This window comes from Petrocella atlantisensis (assembly GCF_900538275.1).
Classification (GTDB): domain Bacteria; phylum Bacillota; class Clostridia; order Lachnospirales; family Vallitaleaceae; genus Petrocella; species Petrocella atlantisensis.
Map to the genome: position 1 here is coordinate 1,114,887 of NZ_LR130778.1, position 18,322 is coordinate 1,133,208.

Here is an 18,322-nt window from a genome sequence, read left to right on the forward strand (position 1 = left end):
ATACAATTTTTGTTAAAGCTATAGCCTTGAAATGGCGACTTCTTTCGCTCTCACCGTCAAAGTTAATGCCTCAATGGGCATATGACTTTGAGTGCTGATGGCGATAGAACTTGATGCCACTCCATATGACAGTGCCTTTATCAAACAATCAAGCTCATCACAATCTTGATGTGTTTTCAATCCGTAGATGAATCCTGCCAGCATTGCATCACCTGCGCCGACTGTACTCACCACCTTAAGTGGCAAAATGCCTGCCGATAGTGCGTACCTTTCACTGACCAGAATACTACCTTCTTCGCCCATGGACACCAGTACATAATTGACGCCATAATCATCAATTACTTTTTTACATGCATGGACAATACTTTCCTTACTCTCAAGCTTCATATCAAGCGCCGCTTCCAATTCATGGATATTCGGCTTAATCAGATATGGTGATCCTTTAAGGCTTTCTAACAAAATTCTGTCATCTGCATCAATGATTACCTTTGTAACGCCTTTTAGTTTCTCTGCAATTTCCCGGTAATACCTATTAGGTATGCCTTCCGGAAGACTGCCACTGAGTACCACATACTCGCTGTTTTTCCCTGCCTCTAGGATTTTTGTTGTCATGGCTTCCCGTTCATCGTCTGTAACCTTAAAACCAATTTCGTTGATATCCGTCGTTCTATAATTCTGGTCAGGTTCAACAATCTTAACATTGGTTCGAGTACTGCCACTGACCAGTATTGCATCAATCGGGATGCCATCAGCCTCAGCATGATTCTTAATACCTTCAAAATTATCCCGTCCGGCAAAGCATATGGCTTTTGTTGCCTCATTAAGACTCGATATGATTCGTGCAACATTAATGCTTTTACCCCCAAGGGTTACGACTTGCCTTTGAGCTCTATGCACTTGACCCACTGTTAATCCCCTGATTTCGATAATCTTATCAATTGCCGGGTTAAGCGTCACCGTCGTAATCATACATGCCCGCCTCCTTCTTTGTTGCTTCAACCAACAAGACACCTTCAAGCTTAAACTTTTCTTTGATTTCATCCTCTTCAAGAGATGAAGTGATGATGGTATCAACTGCGCTGATTGGTAATATTTCACACAATGCCACTTTATTGAACTTACTGGCATCTGCAAGAATATATCTTTCTCTTCCTTTTTCTAATATTGCCCGCTTCATTTCCGCTTCTTCAAAATCAGGTGTTGTTAATCCATACTCAAGGCTTATGGCATTAACACCTATAAACACCTTATTTATTCGGAATCTTCGTATCGTGTCAATGGCCAATTGCCCTACAACTGCAAGGGTATTGTTTCTAATTCTGCCACCAAGAATAAATTGCTCTGCCTTTGGGTTGCCGGCTATAAACTGAGTGAAATGGGGTGCATTGGTAAAGACATTGATTTTTATTCTGCTTCTACCAATTAGTTTGGCTAGCTCTATGGTTGTGGTTCCGCCATCTAAGAAAATACTGTCATTTTCTCGCAAATAGGAAAAAGCTACTTTTGCGATTTGTTTTTTTTCATATAGATAGACACCTTCTTTTTCATTGTAAGTGTCTTCTTTTTCAATGGGTACATTGGACTGAATAATGGCACCACCATGTACCCTTTCAAGTTTTTCTTCATCCTCAAGTACCGTCAAATCTCTACGGATCGTTGCTTCCGAAGCCATAAGTTGATCACATAGATTTTTAACAGTTGCACTTTTATTGGCGTATAGAATCTCAATAATCTTCTGTCTTCTTTCTTCTGGCATCATAAGATCACCTATAACAGTTCATTTTTCTTCAATACATCAATAATCGCTTGAGCATCTGTCGCTTGTGTCAGTTCACTTCGAAATTCTTCTTTCATAAGCCTTCTGGATAGCTTAGCCAATATCTGTAAGTGGGTACTGCCTGCTTCTTTTTCCGGTACACCAATCATAAACACATGATCAACTGGTTCTCCATCAAGTGCATTCCAATCCACTTTATCTACACGACCATACATTAAAAATGGTTCTGTAACTGCATCTGTTTTTCCATGAGGTATAGCTACATGAAAACCAACAGCTGTGGAATATTCTTCTTCTCGTTTCAAAACGGCAGCTACATACTTGGCTTTGTCAGCAACTCTTCCTACAGAAACTGCAACTTCTGCCAATTCTGTGATAACACCTTCTTTTGTTTTTTGTTGCACAGGTATAACAATCAGTTCTTCATTTATTAACATAATCTTCCTCCTATCGTTTTATGATTCGTTGTGCATGCACCTTAAGATCTTCATAGTTTGAGCTTATAATAACTTCTTTTACATAAGGAATCATAGATGGACTTACAGATAATTCATCCACGCCGAGTCCTACAAGAATTTTGGCTGCTTCTACATCACTGGCCATTTCCCCGCAAATCCCTACTTTGACCCCTTTTGGCTTACATCCTCTTACCACATGATCAATCATACGTATGATGCTGATATTAAAAGCATCGTATAGATAAGCCACTTCAGGGTTCAAGCGATCGACGGCTAAAGTATATTGACATAAATCGTTGGTACCAATCGATACAAAATCTACATGGTCGGATAATAAGTCAATGGCAAATACCGCTGATGGTATTTCAATCATAATCCCCACCGGAATATCTTCATTATAAGCCTGGTTATCCACTTTCAAAGACTTCTTTGCTTCATCAAGACATTTTCTTGCTTCTATTAATTCTTCAAGTGAACCGATCATAGGAAACATGATTTTTACCGGATAAGAAGCACTTAGTCGTAGTATCGCTCTCAGTTGTGTTTTGAAGATATCCTTATTTTTGAGACAGAACCGGATGGCCCGAAGTCCCAAAAATGGGTTTTCTTCTTTTGGAAATGTGAAGTAAGGCAATGTTTTATCACCACCAATGTCTAATGTTCGAATAATGACCTCGCCATTGACATTTTTTGCAATACTTTCATACGTTTTATATTGTTCATCCTCTGTCGGCCAATCCTTACTGTTCATATAGACAAGCTCTGTTCTAAGTAGTCCGACGCCAAAGCCACCATGTTCCACAATAGATAGGGCTTCTTCTGCCGAACCTACATTACCAAAAAGCTCAATGGATCTCTGATCTTTTGTGATGGCTTTCTCATTGACCAATTGCTTTAAACATTTTTGATGTAATGCTTCTTCTTTGACTTTTTCTCTATAATGTTCCAGTTCGATTTCTGTGGGATTAATGAGTAATTGGGTTGTAATCGTGTCTAATATTACTGGCGTGCCCCCTAGAACATGAGACTCTTTATAACCCACTATGGTTGGTATTCCTTTTGCTTTGGCCACAATAGCACTATGGCTGGTTATACTACCTTCACTGAGTACAATACCTTTAACCCAATCATTCAAATGTATGGTCTCAGACGGACTTAAGTCTTTGGCAAATAGGATTGTGTCCTCCCTGATGGTATCTAGAGGATTATCCGATAGGCCTAATATGTTTTTTAGTAGGCCTTCCATAACATCTTCTATGTCTCTGGCACGTTCCCTTATATAAAGATCTTCTAAGGCACTTAACATCCCAACATAAAAGTTCTTTGCTTCATCTATGGCCGCCACGAGGTTCATCTTTTGTCCAACAATATTCTTACGAATCCGACTGGTGAGCTCAGGATCGTTTAGAATCTCGATATGTGCAGAAAAAATCTGACTCTCTGAGGCACCTATGGTCTCTTCTACATGCTTCATATGTGCTTCTAATGATGTCTTTTGATTGCCAATGGCAATATTAAGTTGATCTAGTGTACTTTCTATTTCTTTTTCTCCAATCATCTCTTTAGGTATGATAATGGATTCAATTTCATAGTTAAAAGCTTTACCTATGCCTACACCTTTAAATACTGATACTCCTATCACAGCAAACATCCTTTCTATTAATTGACTTCATCATATCATCTCGCTCAAAAACAATCAATATCAGTCATGCATTTTTGGCGATTTGACTGTTTTATTCTTTTTTAGTTGGTAAAACTGTGGTTTAAGGTAATCATGCAAATAAAAAACAATCATATTCACTCATCAAATATGATTGTTTTTATTCATCTGCCACGTTTAATATGAAGAATGACGTTAGACATCCATTATTTTTACAAACAAATCAACTGTTGGGTAACAATATCTGAATACAGCTCCAAAGGCTGCATGTGGGCAACATGAATCACATCTCCCCATTTTTCTGAGTTGTTTAGTACAAATGAAAGTTGATTATCTTTGGATAATACTTGATCCATATTAAGTAGAACTTCATCGTTGCCCTCGAACAAGGCAATATAAAATATACCGGTCTCAACAATATCTTGGAAAAAATGGCTGCCGTAAGACAGCTCAGGCATAAAACCAGCTTCAATAGATGCCATCTCGCAAACCACCGACATATGACAGAGCTCTTGAAAGTTGACAGGTACACCAAGAGATGGTGTGGTTGTTCCAAATCTTCCGGGTCCCATAAGCATAGCTGACTTACCCTTTAGGGCTTTATTGATTTGGCCGATTTGTCTTGCTAATTCATATTTTTTTTGCTCCGTTAATTCAAGATAGGCCTTCGGCTTAATAAAAACCACATACTCAATAGGTAGATGAACATTACCACCCATAAAATTACCCAAAGACTTAAAAAAGCAGTCTTTGTCATTGTCTATCACCGGTATTTCCACCGTTTTGCCAAGACCTTTGGTCTGTAGGGGTCTACATTGTAAAAGATTAATCATATAGTTTTTATCTGATCTGAAATTAACCGTGAATTCTATATCTACAGGATACGCATAGGTCTTTGACAATAGCTTCAATATTTGTCGCATAACATATGGAAAATCGGTTTTATTGACCATATTTTTCATATCCAATATATAAGGCGTCGGTTCATCGTACCGTTTCATTTCTCTCAGCCTCTTGACCATCGGTTCATCCGGTCTAAAGAATAGAGATTGATCCACCCTTAAATCCCTATTGGTAAATAACGCCATCTCTTTGGTTTTCCATTTATTATCTTTTAACGAGAGTACATCTACAAAATGCTGTGAGAATTTTTTCTCATCCTCATGGTTCATAGGGGGTACCCGCGATGGTTGATCAAGGTTGACTATCTTGGCATAATCAACTACGGTTCGATCTACGGCTCTTGTACCCAGACCAAAAACCAATCTAAGCATACCCGCTTCCATATCCACACTTTTATCCCACACATAAAGGTTGGATGAGTTACCCACACCTGCAGCATGTGGGAAAAAATCTTCTTCGTAAAAATCTCCTGAAACTCTTTGCACTAAAATAGCCATTTGCTCATCCTGTTCAAAAAGACCTCGGTTCATCCTATATTCTAAAGCTTCCACATTCATTGTACTGGCATATACTTTTCTTATAGCATTTTCAAACGCTTTATAGCGTTCTTCTTCTGTTCCTTGGTTAACACAGAAAACACTTTCATATTTTCCTGCAAAAGCGTTGCCAAAGTTATCCTCCTGTAGTGAGCTGGACCTAACAATAATAGGTGACTGTCCAAAATACTCTAGCATCAACATAAACTTTTCTTTAATATTTTCAGGGAATTTACCAGACATAAGCTTGTCTTTAAGCTCCTCGGCATATTTGTAATAGCCCTCTAATGTTTTTTGTTTGGAACGAAGTTGCCACCACCCGTTTTGCACAATATAAGTATAGAAGATATCCGAACCCAAATAAAATGAATCATGAGGTTCAAGACATTCGGCAATTTTTTTCTCGCCTTCCTTCATGATTATTTTTCTGGCCACAAGCATACCTACGCTTTTGCCACCAATAAAACCGGTTCCAAGTGTCCTTGATTGAATCATCAATACGTCCGCCAAATCAAAGTATTTTCTACACAAATCCAACATACGGGATTCATGACCGATTAGCTTTTTCATAAGCCTTTCTTTCACTTTATTTTGTTCCTCATCTTCTGCTTTCAACACCACTCTTGCTTCATTAAACACAACATCCCAGTAATCCAGTCTTTCCTCACCAAGGCGTATGGTCGAAAAAAGAGAGGCAGATTCAGTACTGGCAGTTATACACGTGACCTTATCTGTCTCTATCAGATGAGGGAAAAACATCGTTGGAGAATACCGCTTCCAGACTTTAAGCGGATGAATATAGAAATCCTCCTTAACTTGGTACACATCGAGTAAAAGCTGGGTCGTTTCTCTTATGGTTGCAATGGTGGAATAGGTATGAGCATTTCTCATAATGGCAAAGTATGCAATGGTATCTAACTCATATAAAAACGGACACGTCACCTCAAAGAAGTTCCCAATCATCAAATCTGAATACCAGTTTTCTAACAGATCTGTCAAGACATCAAAAACATAAAAAGTTTTCAAGCCTTCTTTGGCTACTATATTATAGACCTCTGTGGCAAAGCTCTCGAAACCTTTTTCAGGGGAAGGCTCGTATACCTTAATGGCGTTTGATCTCTTCAGTAAGGGTCTATGGGCTCCGAAACGAATGTAAACCATTTTCCTCTGATCTTTTAGGGCTTGGTCCACATAAGGTTGCAAGACCTTTTCATAACTCTCTAGACAATCCACTTGCCATACAACATTATCTCCTAAACGAAAGTGATCAATAACTGCATCAAAACCCACAATACCTGTTTTAACCTTCTCATGCATAGGCGCCTCCATTTGTCATTTATTCATTTCATGGTTAGGGGTCAAAACTAAGCTAAATACTCTAACCCTTCTGTTAAAACAATTCTAACCTATTTCTTTTTGATTTACCATGCCTTGTAATAATAAAAGAGAAGAAGCAGGCCTGGGCATGTTTCTTCTCTTTTATCTATACAATGATTGAAGGATTTTTATTGCCTTTTAATTCAAATGATTTCTCTAAGGATTCTGCTATACTACTAATATCATCATTGGTATAATCTTCAATGTTGCCTGCATCACAAGCCTTTGCAATTTCAGGGTCTATACCCATACGTCCTAGTACTTTTAAACCGTGTTTTTTTGCTACAGCTTCAATATGACTTTCTCCAAAAATATGATAAGTTTTATTATTGTCCGGACATCTAAAATAGGACATGTTCTCTATTAAGCCAATAATCGGAATCTTCATCTTTGTTGCCATATTAACCGCTTTTTCTACAATCATAGATACCAATTCCTGAGGTGATGTGACGATGATTATACCATCAACATCTATGTTTTGAAAGACTGTTAAGGATACGTCGCCTGTCCCGGGAGGCATATCAATAAACATATAATCTATATTGGTCCATATGACGTCGGTCCAAAATTGCTTAACAACATTAGCCACAAGAGGGCCACGCCATATAACCGGGTCCGTCTCCTTATCAAGTAAAAAATTAACGGACATGATATCAATTCCTGTTCTGCTCTTCATAGGGAGCATGCCATGGGCATTGCCTATCGCTTTCCCACTAAGACCAAAAGCCTTTGGTATGGAAGGGCCTGTTATATCCGCGTCTAAGATTGCGGCCTGATGTCCCCTTCTATTCATAGCAACCGCCATCATGGATGTAACCAGTGATTTGCCGACTCCACCTTTACCACTTACGATTCCGATTACTCTTTTTATATCACTATGATGATGGGGATTTTCTAAATGAATTTTTTGCTTTTCAACCCTGTCTCCACAGTTTTCACTACAAGTGCTGCAACTATCTGTACATTTATCACTCATGTCTATCTCCTTTATTATCAATCTTATACTATATGTTAATAATTAATCCTGTTGTTAAAGCTTTGATTCGATGCTTCAATATATCTTTTAATTGCAAAAACGCTTTTTCCCCAGTGCAGTGACCTGTGTAGCACATTACACCAGTCTCTATAAGATAATCTCCAATAGCTTTTATCACCAGATCATCTTCTTTTATACCTGAGGACCTTTTGCTTAAATGGAAACCACCTATGACATGGGTCGGATATGCCTGTGTTAATTCTTTGGCTTTATTAATAATGTTTACAATTCCATTATGAGCGCATCCTGCAACAAGGACTTTCTTTTCTGATTCATGGATCATCAGGTTTATCTCGTGCCTAAAATAATCCGGTAAAAAACCTTCCTCTGTTTTGACAAATAAGGTACGGTTTCCTATCGGAAAGTGCTTTCGTTTTGTTACTTTAGCAAAAAGAAATAATTCCTCATCTATCCTTAATGCATCCGCCGTCCATATAAACTGTTTTTCATCTTTTAATTTTTGATTTAATCCTATATACACTGTACCTTCATCTTTTCTTTCTGAATAAAAATGTCCAAAAGCCTCCGGATGTATATAGATGTTTGCATGCTTGTTCATCCTCAAAAAATCTTCAAGACCGCCACCGTGGTCATAATGACCATGAGAAATAATCACCGTATCCACTTCTTCTAATGGAACCTGCAACTTTTTTGCATTTTTAACCATACAATCACCGGCACCGGTATCGAAAAGAATCTTATGTTTTTTTGTTTCTATATAAAGACTAAGCCCATGTTCTTGGCATAAATCTTCTCGCTCTCTTGTATTTTCAACAAGTGTAATGACTTTCATCTCATCGCTTCCTTTTTTTTCGTATTGCATCTTTTATTTGTTGATCAAGATGCCTTATTCATTCATTACTGTAGGATTTGCCTGTTGACATCTTCTATTCTTACCACATCCAAAGTCACGTTCATCTCTCGTGCATAGTTTATAATCACCACCTTCAATTCTTAAGACACTGCCTTCTACCAGCGACATTGCCAATTTCTTCCTTGCGTCATTATAAATGCGTTGGACGGTTGTTCTGGCTACATTCATCTGTGTTGCACATTCTTCTTGCGTCATACCTTCAAGATCAATTAAGCGAATGGTCTCAAACTCTTCTACAATCATAAACACCGTATCCGGACCGTTTTTCTTGTTGTCTAAGGGCCCAAAAGATGCATTTTCAGGCATACAACATACTTTTCTCCATTTTTTTGGTCTTGGCATAAAAGCCTCCTTTAATTGACATATGTTCATTACTAGGTTTAGTATAGCACCTCTACTTCATATGTCAATATTTATTGTATAAGAATATGAATTCCTGATTTTTTTTCATATAAAAATATGGTATGATAAAAGATGAAAAGTAAGTAGGGAGGGTGAACCATGAATGATAATTGGTATGCATTTGTGAATGCAGTAACGTATGGACCTTATTCATTCGACATCATGATTGAAATGACAAAAACAGGACAATTGATGCCAAACACCTTAGTTTATCATGCATCTCTGACTCAATGGGTTTACGCTTCTTCTGTAGACGGTCTTTTTTCAACATCCACTAAGCACACAAAAAAGAAAATCAAAAAAATATCTGCACCAAAACCAAAATGGTTAAGGCTTTTGACCTCTAGCCTAATGGTTTTATTTATTGTGGGTGTGGTCGGGTACGGTATATGGAAGGTGGGCGATATAACCGGTTACTGGCAAGATCGCGCCATTGCCAAGGCTGCAGCGGCTTGGCAAAAAGAACCGGACTATAAGGATCATGAAAAAGCTATTTTCGAAGTCCTTGATGCGTTTTCAACACACCTTCAATCCGGCGATATAACTGCGGCCCTAGAATATGTGAATCCTGATGAGAAAAGTAACATTGAAACCATGATTTTGGAGCATCCGGATCGTTTACCCGCCTTTATAGAGATGCTCAATGATCTGGAAATCACTTTCATGAACTCGGACAATGATTATTATGCAGTGGAACAGATAGCAACGGTGATGGCCGGTATACCATCAGATGAAGTACCTTCTACAGGCACTGCAACCATAATGATGGTGAAAATAGATGACCGATGGGTGGTGGATCAAATACGATGAAATCCATAATAAAAATGCGACGTCATATAAGTCGACTTATCCTTCTATTGCTTTTTGTTCAGAGTTCTGCTTTACCTTCATATGGATGGGAACAAAATACCCACGAAGAAATTAATAGAACGTCAGTCGACCGTTTTTCAAACCAATATGAAACCTCGAAAAAATACAAATACAATTTTGTGAATTTTGACAAAGCTATATCCGCACCCAATGTGACGTCCTCAGGAAAGTTCGAGCGTACTTACTTACAGCAGTGGTTTTTAAAGCCGGCTCGTGACCATGTCGTTCATGGTGGTTTTTCAGCTGATGAACCTCATATCTATGTATCGGTTAAACATTTTTATGATCCATTGGCTTTATCCGGTAGCCATCAGTTAACGGATCAGTATGCCTTACATGGCTGGCATATTTATGAAGCTATTCCTGCAAATGACTGGGCCCTCTACAAAGACGAAAACCCTTATTCTTTAATTAATGCTATGCATAATTATAAGAGAGCCTTGGAAATCCCTTGTGACGCTTCGGTATCATCTATGCCAATGACAGCCGATTTTAGAGATTTCGCTGGAACCCCTACAGATTTGCAAGAAATGCGCAGTATGTATACCGGCAAAGCTATGCGGGGACTTGGTGAAGTCATGCACTTAGTCGCGGATATGACCCAACCGGCCCATGTAAGAAATGATGCCCATCCGAAATATGAGATCACTGAAACAGCAGTTAAAAATAGAATCCTCTCAAGGAATATTACTAAAATGCCTCGACTTGATGGCCTTTTATTAGATGACTATGGAAGTACCATCAATCAACTTATGGTTGGATTGGCTACCTGGACCAATCAGAATTTTTATTCTGAAGATACCCTTGCCGACACCCAACTGGAAGTCAAGCCTAGAAATGGGGAAATCCCTTATTCATCACCTCAACTATCGAATATGGATAAAAAAGTCACGGATAAATTCTATACATGGTATCAAACTTTCGGAGGTGTAGAGGTGCCTATGGTTCGACTTGAGTCCGGTTATGTCTATGATTCATATGTCATTACAGCAGACTTTGCCACGCAACAGGCTTTTGTACTTATTCCTTTAGCCGTTGCCGCCACTACAAGGACCATGAACCTCTTCTTTCCAACTCTAGACATGAAGCAGATGATCACAGAGGTTGAACCGGACGATGATATCCTAGAAGAAGCCCTAAAAAAAGGGGCTGAGGAACTCAAACAATTTACTTATGATGCTACTTTGAGCCACTTAGTCGAAAATGATCCTGAATGGCGTGTGGTTGACTTCAAAATCAATTATGCCGGACCAGGAGAAATCTGGACAGTCAAAGGTAATAAGCATGAGAAATTATGTGATGTTGAGTTCAAAGATGGAAAAATTGTGCGTTATCCCGATCCCCTCACTGGCGAAATGATAGATGGTACCCCTACTTTTTGGATGCCACTTGGGACAGATAAAAAGATATCACTCGGCGGCTCTTTTATTGACTACACCATTGAAATGGATGATGCCCTGTATGCTGTTGCTCACGCCGGTGTGCAAATTGTAAATAGTGAGCATTATGTCTTTGAACAAAATGCTCCAACAATCACCCTTGAGGCCGATCGAACCACCATCATGCCCGGTGAAGCTGTCACCTTCAAAGTAGAAATAGAAAATGCGCCTGAACGTTATAAACTGGAGTGGACTTTTGGGGATGAAGAAGATGATGAAGAAAACATTTTACCACCTGTCATCACAAGAGATAAAGAGATGACCCATATCTATGAAAAAGAAAAAGAATACCTCGCACGGGTCAAAATAATTGATACTAAAAGGAATCTCGAACGGGCATCCGATAGTATAAATATATCCTCCTATATGGGTGAAATGGCTGGTCCTTGGGATGTGGTCCTAACCATAGAAGAAGAAAGTCAAGTACTAAGAACCATGATTATTGCCCTCATGAAGGTAATTATTAATGTCTTCATCATTCCTATTGCAGAGGCTTTTGGAGAAGATCCGGGTAACATGGATAGCCAAATCGAAACCTTTACTTTTGTCGGTACAACCATGACCTATGCCTTGGAGCTTAGGCGCATTGAAGAAAGTGAAGTGCTCTATGAAGGACCTTTTACTTTTGTCGAATCCAATACCGGATATATTGAAGGTGCCGATGACATCGTCGGACTGCGAATGGAAATCAAGAAAGGTGCTGTCGTCATGATTGCCCTTGCCTATACTGAAGACGGTACATATGTAGAATATGAGTTCTTAAAAAATGGAAAAATGGTAGGACCGGGAGAAATCGTAGGTGATTATGATCTAACCGGATTTATGAGCGGCAGTTGGCGTGCGACTAAAAAGTAACTACCTGGAGGCATAACATTGAAAACTATTAATATTTGCAAGCACTTTAGCATCATCATTATATGGATTATACTGCTTATAGGCTTTATGCCTCACACTACTTATACAAGTTTAGCTGTTGATGAAAAAGCTGTACCGGTAACAACCATCATTCAAGACGCTCTACAACAAAATGCAAATGGCGACTTCATATGGACGCTACCGGACAAATTAAGTGACATTTTCACACCTATGCTCACCATTCATCCTAACTACCTTTTAGAGCTTGATGAGAATAACATTACAATGGATGATGATGTGATGATGACCACATACAATTATCCTATTGTTGTTGTAGAAAAAGAATCTGAGATACCCGTTGCCTTTTTAGATATACAATTTAGACATTTTTTAAACGGGGATCTTTCTTATCATTTAAGCTTATCCCAGGCTTCTGAGGATGCGCCCCTATTGGATACGGGTGCTGATTTAATAAATCCCCCGTTATTAGAGGACTTAGGTCTCACTTGGACCATCTTTGAATCATTTGATTCTACTGAAGATACTAGCCATATTAGGATAGATGATTTGTATCAGATTACCTATGCAGACACCATAGACAATACGACCAGTAAGTGGACACCTCTTATAAAAACAGACTTTCAACAACCTGCAGCCGCCAGAAGTGATGCAATTGTATTACCAAAGACTGCCGTTTTTTCAAGCCAAATGCGTTTTGGTATGGTAGATGTTTATACCCTGTTAGATGCCAATGTTATTATTGAAAATCTAGGTCTTTCTCCTACAAACTTACTAACCAAAAGCACCGGTGGTAGAAAATGGATTGCCAGACTACCGCTTCCAAAATCAATAACCCATAAGGCACTAACAGAACACTGGGGTATAATGTCTCTAAACCAGATTTCACCCTTTTCAAATGACCAAGATTCTATCATCGCTGATGATATACGTATTGCTGATTTAAACCGATTTAGAAAGCTTAGAACCGATGGCATTTATTATGAGGTGCCAACTTCTTATGTTCCGTATGCACCTAGGGCTTATTGGCGTGTACCTGCAGAACATATCGGGCAACGTTTTATAAGCTCTATACAGAATCAGAAAAAAAGAGGGCAGCAAGTGACCAACACACACCTTGAAACCCTTAGTATTATGAGCCTCAACCATAATCTTCCTCAGCAAAATGAGGCCGGTTTTTGGATTACAGAACCGAAGTCTAAATGGCTTTATGATGATTATGGTATTGAGGCCGGTTTCTATGACACACGATTTTCAACAGATGCTGCTTTGTTCATTCTGGATATGTACCGGTTTTATAATCGTACAGATAAAGAAGACGTGCCATCTTTGTCCTTGGAAGAATCCAATCAATTAATGGCAAGCCTAACCGCTTACGCGGACTTTTTACTATGGTATGGAGACAGATTCAGTTTTGTTACTAAGAATGGTGGTTTATTGCTTCAAGATTATCATCATCCTACAATTGCTCATGAACCCACGCACGTCTCCCTTAACCATCTTGTCACTGAAATGAATTTTCTACTGTCGTATAGCCTGCTTTTAGACAATCAAAATAATGCGCGTCAAAAATACCCCTATCTTGAACTGGCTTCCAAAATTCGAACAGCCGTTCATGATACGAGTATCTCTTGGATAAAAGACAACCAGGACCTATGGTATGCCTATATGCCGGATGGTCGTTATGGATTAATGGATTATCCGAGGCTAACAAGAAATGATCTTATAATCAGCATCGATTTACTTGAAGCCATTTATGGTGAAAAAGACATGGTTTTTAAAGCACTCATTCAGTCCAAGGAAAGCTATCTCACGAAGAATAATTTACCTTTGTGGTAAAAACTCAATACTTCCTTACGCTCTCATCCATGCACTTTTGCATGGATGTCTTCTTTTAATAGCTGATAAATGACCGATAAAGCCGGAACACCAAGGAGCATACCTAGGACACCAAAAAGTCCACCACCAATGATGATGCCTAACAGAACCCACAAGGGTGGCAATCCAATGCTTCCACCTACTACTTTCGGATAAATAAAGTTACCTTCTATCTGTTGAAGGACAATAATAAAAAGTAAAAACCAAAGCGCTTGTATCGGTTCAATCATTAACAATATAAACAAAGCCGGCATTAGACCTATAATGGACCCTACAATAGGAATCAAACTGGTAATCCCAATAATAACACTGATTAATATAGGATATTCAAAGCCCAGAATCAACATACCTATAAAGCAAAGCACACCTAGGATAACCGCTTCTGTTAATTGACCAGATATGAATTTTGTAAACGTGTCATTGGAAAGCTGCAATACTTTTAAGAGTTTTTCTCCTACTTCTTGTGGTAGATAAGCATTGATGGCATCATTAAACTGACTTTTTAGATGACGCTTGTCCGCCAATAAATACACAGAAAGTACAAATCCAATAACAATATTGATCACAGTAGATAAAAAGTTCGTCGTAAAATCAAAGATTTTTGGCATTAATCCTGTCGCAAAGCCAGACACAAGATCCGGTACTTGTTCTAAAGCACTGTCTAACTTACTCATATCAAAATTATCTAATTTTAAGTATTCTGCTACATTCATTATTAGATTCTCAAGATTACGACCATAATCATCCATATTCTTATAGAGCAATCGAACGCTATCTGTAAACTGTGGGATAACAAAGGCGAGTATTAAAGTAACCACGCCAAAAAAAAGAAGATAAACCGAGGCCAAAGCTAGAGGTTTAGCCGCTTTTACTAATTTTTCATTTTTAATACTGTGCTCATAGACCTTAATCAAAAAGTTATAAGGTCTTTTTAAAATAAAAGCAATTGAAAAACCAATGAATATGGGTATTGCTATGCTCAAACCTTTGGCTAGCATTTGTATGACCAAATCAATTTTAACTATAATCAATACTAGTATAATACCATAAGTAATTAAAAACATGATGCTTCTGATTTTCTTTTTATCCATTCTCATACCCCACACTATATTCTTAAATTTTTTGCATCCACTTATTTATGCTATTATGATTTTACCACAAGGAAGAAGAAGCTACCAGTATCTTTCATTTGTCCAATCGGATGTTGTGACTAAACTATTGTTTACACGTCCTATTTCCTGTATAATGCTAGAAGATTGAATAGAAGCACTATTCATGAAATAAAAAAATGAGAGAGGTAAATAATATGGATGTTTCACAGGTAACGAAATTAATGGTTTTGGCTTTTTATTTACTTTGCATGATTGGGATTGGTTTTATTGCCTATCGTAAAACCAGTAATTTTTCCGACTACGTACTGGGCGGCAGAAATTTAGGTAGTTGGACAACAGCTTTGTCTGCACAGGCCTCTGATATGAGTGGTTGGCTGCTTCTTGGCTTACCAGGCGCTGCCTATCTTGGCGGTATACAGGCAGCCTGGATTGGCATTGGTTTGGCACTGGGTACCTACGTTAATTGGAAATTGGTCGCAAAAAGGTTAAGACAATATACTGAGCTTTCAAAGAACTCCTTAACCTTATCGGACTTCTTTGAGAATCGTTTCAGAGATGATACCAAGATTCTAAGAGTTGTTTCAGCTTTGGTCATTATTGTCTTCTTTTCTGTCTACACATCAGCACAATTTGCAGCCGGTGCTAAGCTATTTGAACTGGTCATGGGTATTCCTTATGTGTATGCCTTGATTCTAGGTGGCTTTGTTATTGTGCTCTACACTTTTCTTGGTGGTTTTATGGCCGTTTCATCAACAGACGTCATTCAAGGTGTCCTGATGTTTATTGCTCTTATGGTTGTACCTGTTATTGCGGTTGCAGAACTTGGCGGTTTTGGTGCGACATTTACAGCTCTTGAGGCTGTTGACGTGAACTATATGAATCTTTTTAGAGAAACCGGAACAGTGACCCATATTTCCTTTATAGTCATCCTATCTAATTTGGCATGGGGACTTGGGTATTTTGGTCAACCCCATATACTGGCCAGATTCATGGCTGCTAGGTCTTCTGACCACATAAAAAAAGCCAGACTCATCGCTATGATTTGGGTTGTTCTCACACTCTTTGCTGCTGTTTTTGTCGGTATGGTTGGCAGACTCTATTTTGCTGATGCCCCTGTTGCTGATGCTGAAAAAGTATTCATGCATATGGTGGATGGTATGTTCATACCAATCTTATCCGGCCTCTTCTTATCAGCCATACTGGCGGCTAGCATGAGCACCGCTGATTCACAGCTTTTGGTCACAGCTTCCTCTATTTCCGAGGATTTTTATAAACAATTTTTCAGAAAAAAAGCTGATGATAAAGAATTAATTTTGGTCGGCCGACTGTCTGTCGCTATCGTATCTGTTATAGCTATCATCATTGCCCTTAACCCTAACAGCTCTGTATTCGGGCTTGTTTCTAATGCTTGGGCAGGTTTCGGGGCCGCATTCGGACCGGTTATTTTACTATCACTTTTTTGGAAGCGCATGAACAAATGGGGCGCTATGGCCGGCATGATCTCCGGCACCTTGACAGTGATTTTCTGGATAACGGTTGCAAAAAGTTTTGATGGTGTTATTTGGCAGATTTACGAGATTGTGCCTGCTTTTATAGTGGCACTCATAGCCATTGTAATTGTTTCACTCGTTACAGCACCACCCACACAAGAGATTACAGATGAATTTGATGCTGTTGTTTTGATGGAAATATAGGAATTATTGAACTTTGTTAATCTTTAGGTAACATATATGTTAATGTGTCGAGCATGTCTCTAAGTGAAAAAATGAATGTGTTTTAAAATGGATCCCATGAAAACCCTTCCACAGTGTATATGACTACGGCCTCCGGTTGGTGCGTCCTGCACCAAAAGTCGGCGGTCTGCATCCATGCAGACTTGCTTAAGTCATACACACAGTTCCAGGAACTTCATAGTCGATGTTGGCTTCTTGTGGTATTATTTGCTACTTTACTACGTCCTAAAGAATATACGTACTAACGCTTAATTATTATAGGCATAAGAGGAACCGAATCAGGAAAGAAAAAGCACTGATCAATCAAAGTTCTACATGGATGTAGAACGTCCTTCATTTTTACATGGATGCAAGAAAAGAAGCTTCGCTTCGCTATGAGCTCTGCTCATATTTCTGAATGGTTTGATAGGAAAGGTCCTTGACGTATTCTGCCACGCTTCAAGGCTGAATACTAAAGTATGACTTTCCTTGAAAATTAAAATGGAAGGATGATTGAGCAGCGCTTTTTCTTGACGAAATGACGATTTATTACCGAGTAGATGTGATACACAGCTTTTCCGCTGACCGTACGAAGTGAAAGGCAAGGAAAAGCTGTGTGTTATATCTACGATTATAACGTACTATTACAATTATCAACTTGTACAAAAAAAATGTTCCTTAGTCTCATATTAATTGATTAGCAATTCTAATTTCATAGTAGCTCATTCAAGACACTACTTTTATCCAATTTCGAGTATAATCCCTTCAACACAAGCTTCAACATCCTTACCGCCACACTCTACAATAGCATCACAATAACGTCTATAAAGTGGTGTTCTTTCATCATAGACATCTTTTAGACTTCTGCCTTTGCGCATAATGATACCTCTAGATTTAATGTTATTGACCCTTTTTTCTATTTCATCAAACGGAACATGAAGGTAAATAATAGACCCCAACTTTTTTAAATGGTTCATAGCCGCTTCAGAATATATTACACTACCACCTGTTGCAATCACTGTGTTTTGTGCCGCTATCGATAGAATCACTTTTTCTTCAATCTCAAGAAAAGCTTCAATTCCCTGTTGATCTATCGTATTTTGTAATAATTCTCCTGTTTTTTTCTGAATGAGTAGGTCGGTATCAAGGAATTCTTTTCCAATCGCTTTTGCAAGTAAGATGCCTAGGGTACTTTTTCCTGCTCCTGACATACCAATAAGTATAATATTCATATTGTCTCCTTCATAATCATATGTTCGAAAGATTCTATAATTCATAGATTTTAGCACAACCATATTCCACTGACAAGTCGTGGTAAAAAATATTCCTTATTAGAAAATAATTTTATTGTTGAACCTATCATCTACAAGATGAAAACCTGTTACTTTTATGCTATGATTAATAAAAAAAAGAAA

14 protein-coding genes are annotated in these 18,322 nt (G+C 38.5%); 4 read left to right on the forward strand and 10 right to left on the reverse strand.

Features of this window, described 5'->3' with window-relative positions:
- Positions 1 to 18: 18 nt before the first annotated feature.
- The 8 genes from PATL70BA_RS05240 to PATL70BA_RS05275 form a co-directional block, all read right to left on the reverse strand.
- Entirely contained in the window at positions 19 to 969 is a 951-nt protein-coding gene (locus tag PATL70BA_RS05240) for a 1-phosphofructokinase family hexose kinase (protein ID WP_172596111.1), read from the reverse strand.
- A complete protein-coding gene (locus PATL70BA_RS05245; RefSeq protein WP_125136389.1) occupies positions 947 to 1,759 on the reverse strand; it encodes a DeoR/GlpR family DNA-binding transcription regulator in 813 nt (270 codons plus the stop codon). The genes PATL70BA_RS05240 and PATL70BA_RS05245 overlap by 23 nt, the downstream gene beginning before the upstream one ends.
- A gap of 8 nt (positions 1,760 to 1,767) precedes the next feature.
- Positions 1,768 to 2,214, reverse strand: a complete 447-nt coding sequence (locus PATL70BA_RS05250) for a PTS sugar transporter subunit IIA (RefSeq protein WP_125136390.1) — start codon at positions 2,212 to 2,214, stop codon at positions 1,768 to 1,770.
- 10 nt (positions 2,215 to 2,224) lie between these two features.
- Entirely contained in the window at positions 2,225 to 3,877 is a 1,653-nt protein-coding gene (gene ptsP / locus PATL70BA_RS05255) for a phosphoenolpyruvate--protein phosphotransferase (protein ID WP_172596112.1), read from the reverse strand.
- A 230-nt stretch (positions 3,878 to 4,107) separates the two neighbouring features.
- Positions 4,108 to 6,651, reverse strand: a complete 2,544-nt coding sequence (locus PATL70BA_RS05260; protein ID WP_125136392.1) for a PEP/pyruvate-binding domain-containing protein — start codon at positions 6,649 to 6,651, stop codon at positions 4,108 to 4,110.
- A 166-nt stretch (positions 6,652 to 6,817) separates the two neighbouring features.
- Complete coding sequence (locus tag PATL70BA_RS05265; protein ID WP_125136393.1) at positions 6,818 to 7,687, reverse strand: Mrp/NBP35 family ATP-binding protein; 870 nt, start codon at positions 7,685 to 7,687, stop codon at positions 6,818 to 6,820.
- A 28-nt stretch (positions 7,688 to 7,715) separates the two neighbouring features.
- On the reverse strand, positions 7,716 to 8,570 hold the full coding sequence (locus PATL70BA_RS05270) for an MBL fold metallo-hydrolase (protein WP_125136394.1): 855 nt from the start codon (positions 8,568 to 8,570) through the stop codon (positions 7,716 to 7,718).
- Between the two features lie 24 nt (positions 8,571 to 8,594).
- On the reverse strand, positions 8,595 to 8,963 hold the full coding sequence (locus tag PATL70BA_RS05275) for a DUF134 domain-containing protein (RefSeq protein WP_125136395.1): 369 nt from the start codon (positions 8,961 to 8,963) through the stop codon (positions 8,595 to 8,597).
- 159 nt (positions 8,964 to 9,122) lie between these two features.
- On the opposite strand from PATL70BA_RS05275, the gene PATL70BA_RS05280 reads away from it, so the two are divergent.
- The 3 genes from PATL70BA_RS05280 to PATL70BA_RS05290 are packed head-to-tail and all read left to right on the forward strand — an operon-like array spanning position 9,123 to position 14,044.
- Positions 9,123 to 9,833, forward strand: a complete 711-nt coding sequence (locus PATL70BA_RS05280; RefSeq protein ID WP_125136396.1) for a DUF4339 domain-containing protein — start codon at positions 9,123 to 9,125, stop codon at positions 9,831 to 9,833.
- A complete protein-coding gene (locus PATL70BA_RS05285) occupies positions 9,830 to 12,187 on the forward strand; it encodes a phospholipase C/P1 nuclease family protein (RefSeq protein ID WP_172596113.1) in 2,358 nt (785 codons plus the stop codon). The genes PATL70BA_RS05280 and PATL70BA_RS05285 overlap by 4 nt, the downstream gene beginning before the upstream one ends.
- An 18-nt stretch (positions 12,188 to 12,205) precedes the next feature.
- Positions 12,206 to 14,044, forward strand: coding sequence for a hypothetical protein (locus PATL70BA_RS05290; protein ID WP_125136398.1), 1,839 nt, complete (start codon positions 12,206 to 12,208; stop codon positions 14,042 to 14,044).
- A 23-nt stretch (positions 14,045 to 14,067) separates the two neighbouring features.
- Here PATL70BA_RS05290 and PATL70BA_RS05295 read toward each other — a convergent pair whose 3' ends face one another.
- The gene (locus PATL70BA_RS05295; RefSeq protein ID WP_172596114.1) at positions 14,068 to 15,174 is read right to left on the reverse strand and encodes an AI-2E family transporter; all 1,107 of its coding nucleotides are present in this window, start codon (positions 15,172 to 15,174) and stop codon (positions 14,068 to 14,070) included.
- 197 nt (positions 15,175 to 15,371) lie between these two features.
- On the opposite strand from PATL70BA_RS05295, the gene putP reads away from it, so the two are divergent.
- Positions 15,372 to 16,889, forward strand: a complete 1,518-nt coding sequence (gene putP, locus PATL70BA_RS05300) for a sodium/proline symporter PutP (protein ID WP_243115966.1) — start codon at positions 15,372 to 15,374, stop codon at positions 16,887 to 16,889.
- Positions 16,890 to 17,647: 758 nt separating this feature from the next.
- Here the strand turns inward: putP and PATL70BA_RS05305 are convergent.
- A complete protein-coding gene (locus tag PATL70BA_RS05305; protein ID WP_125136401.1) occupies positions 17,648 to 18,139 on the reverse strand; it encodes a shikimate kinase in 492 nt (163 codons plus the stop codon).
- Positions 18,140 to 18,322 lie beyond the last annotated feature (183 nt).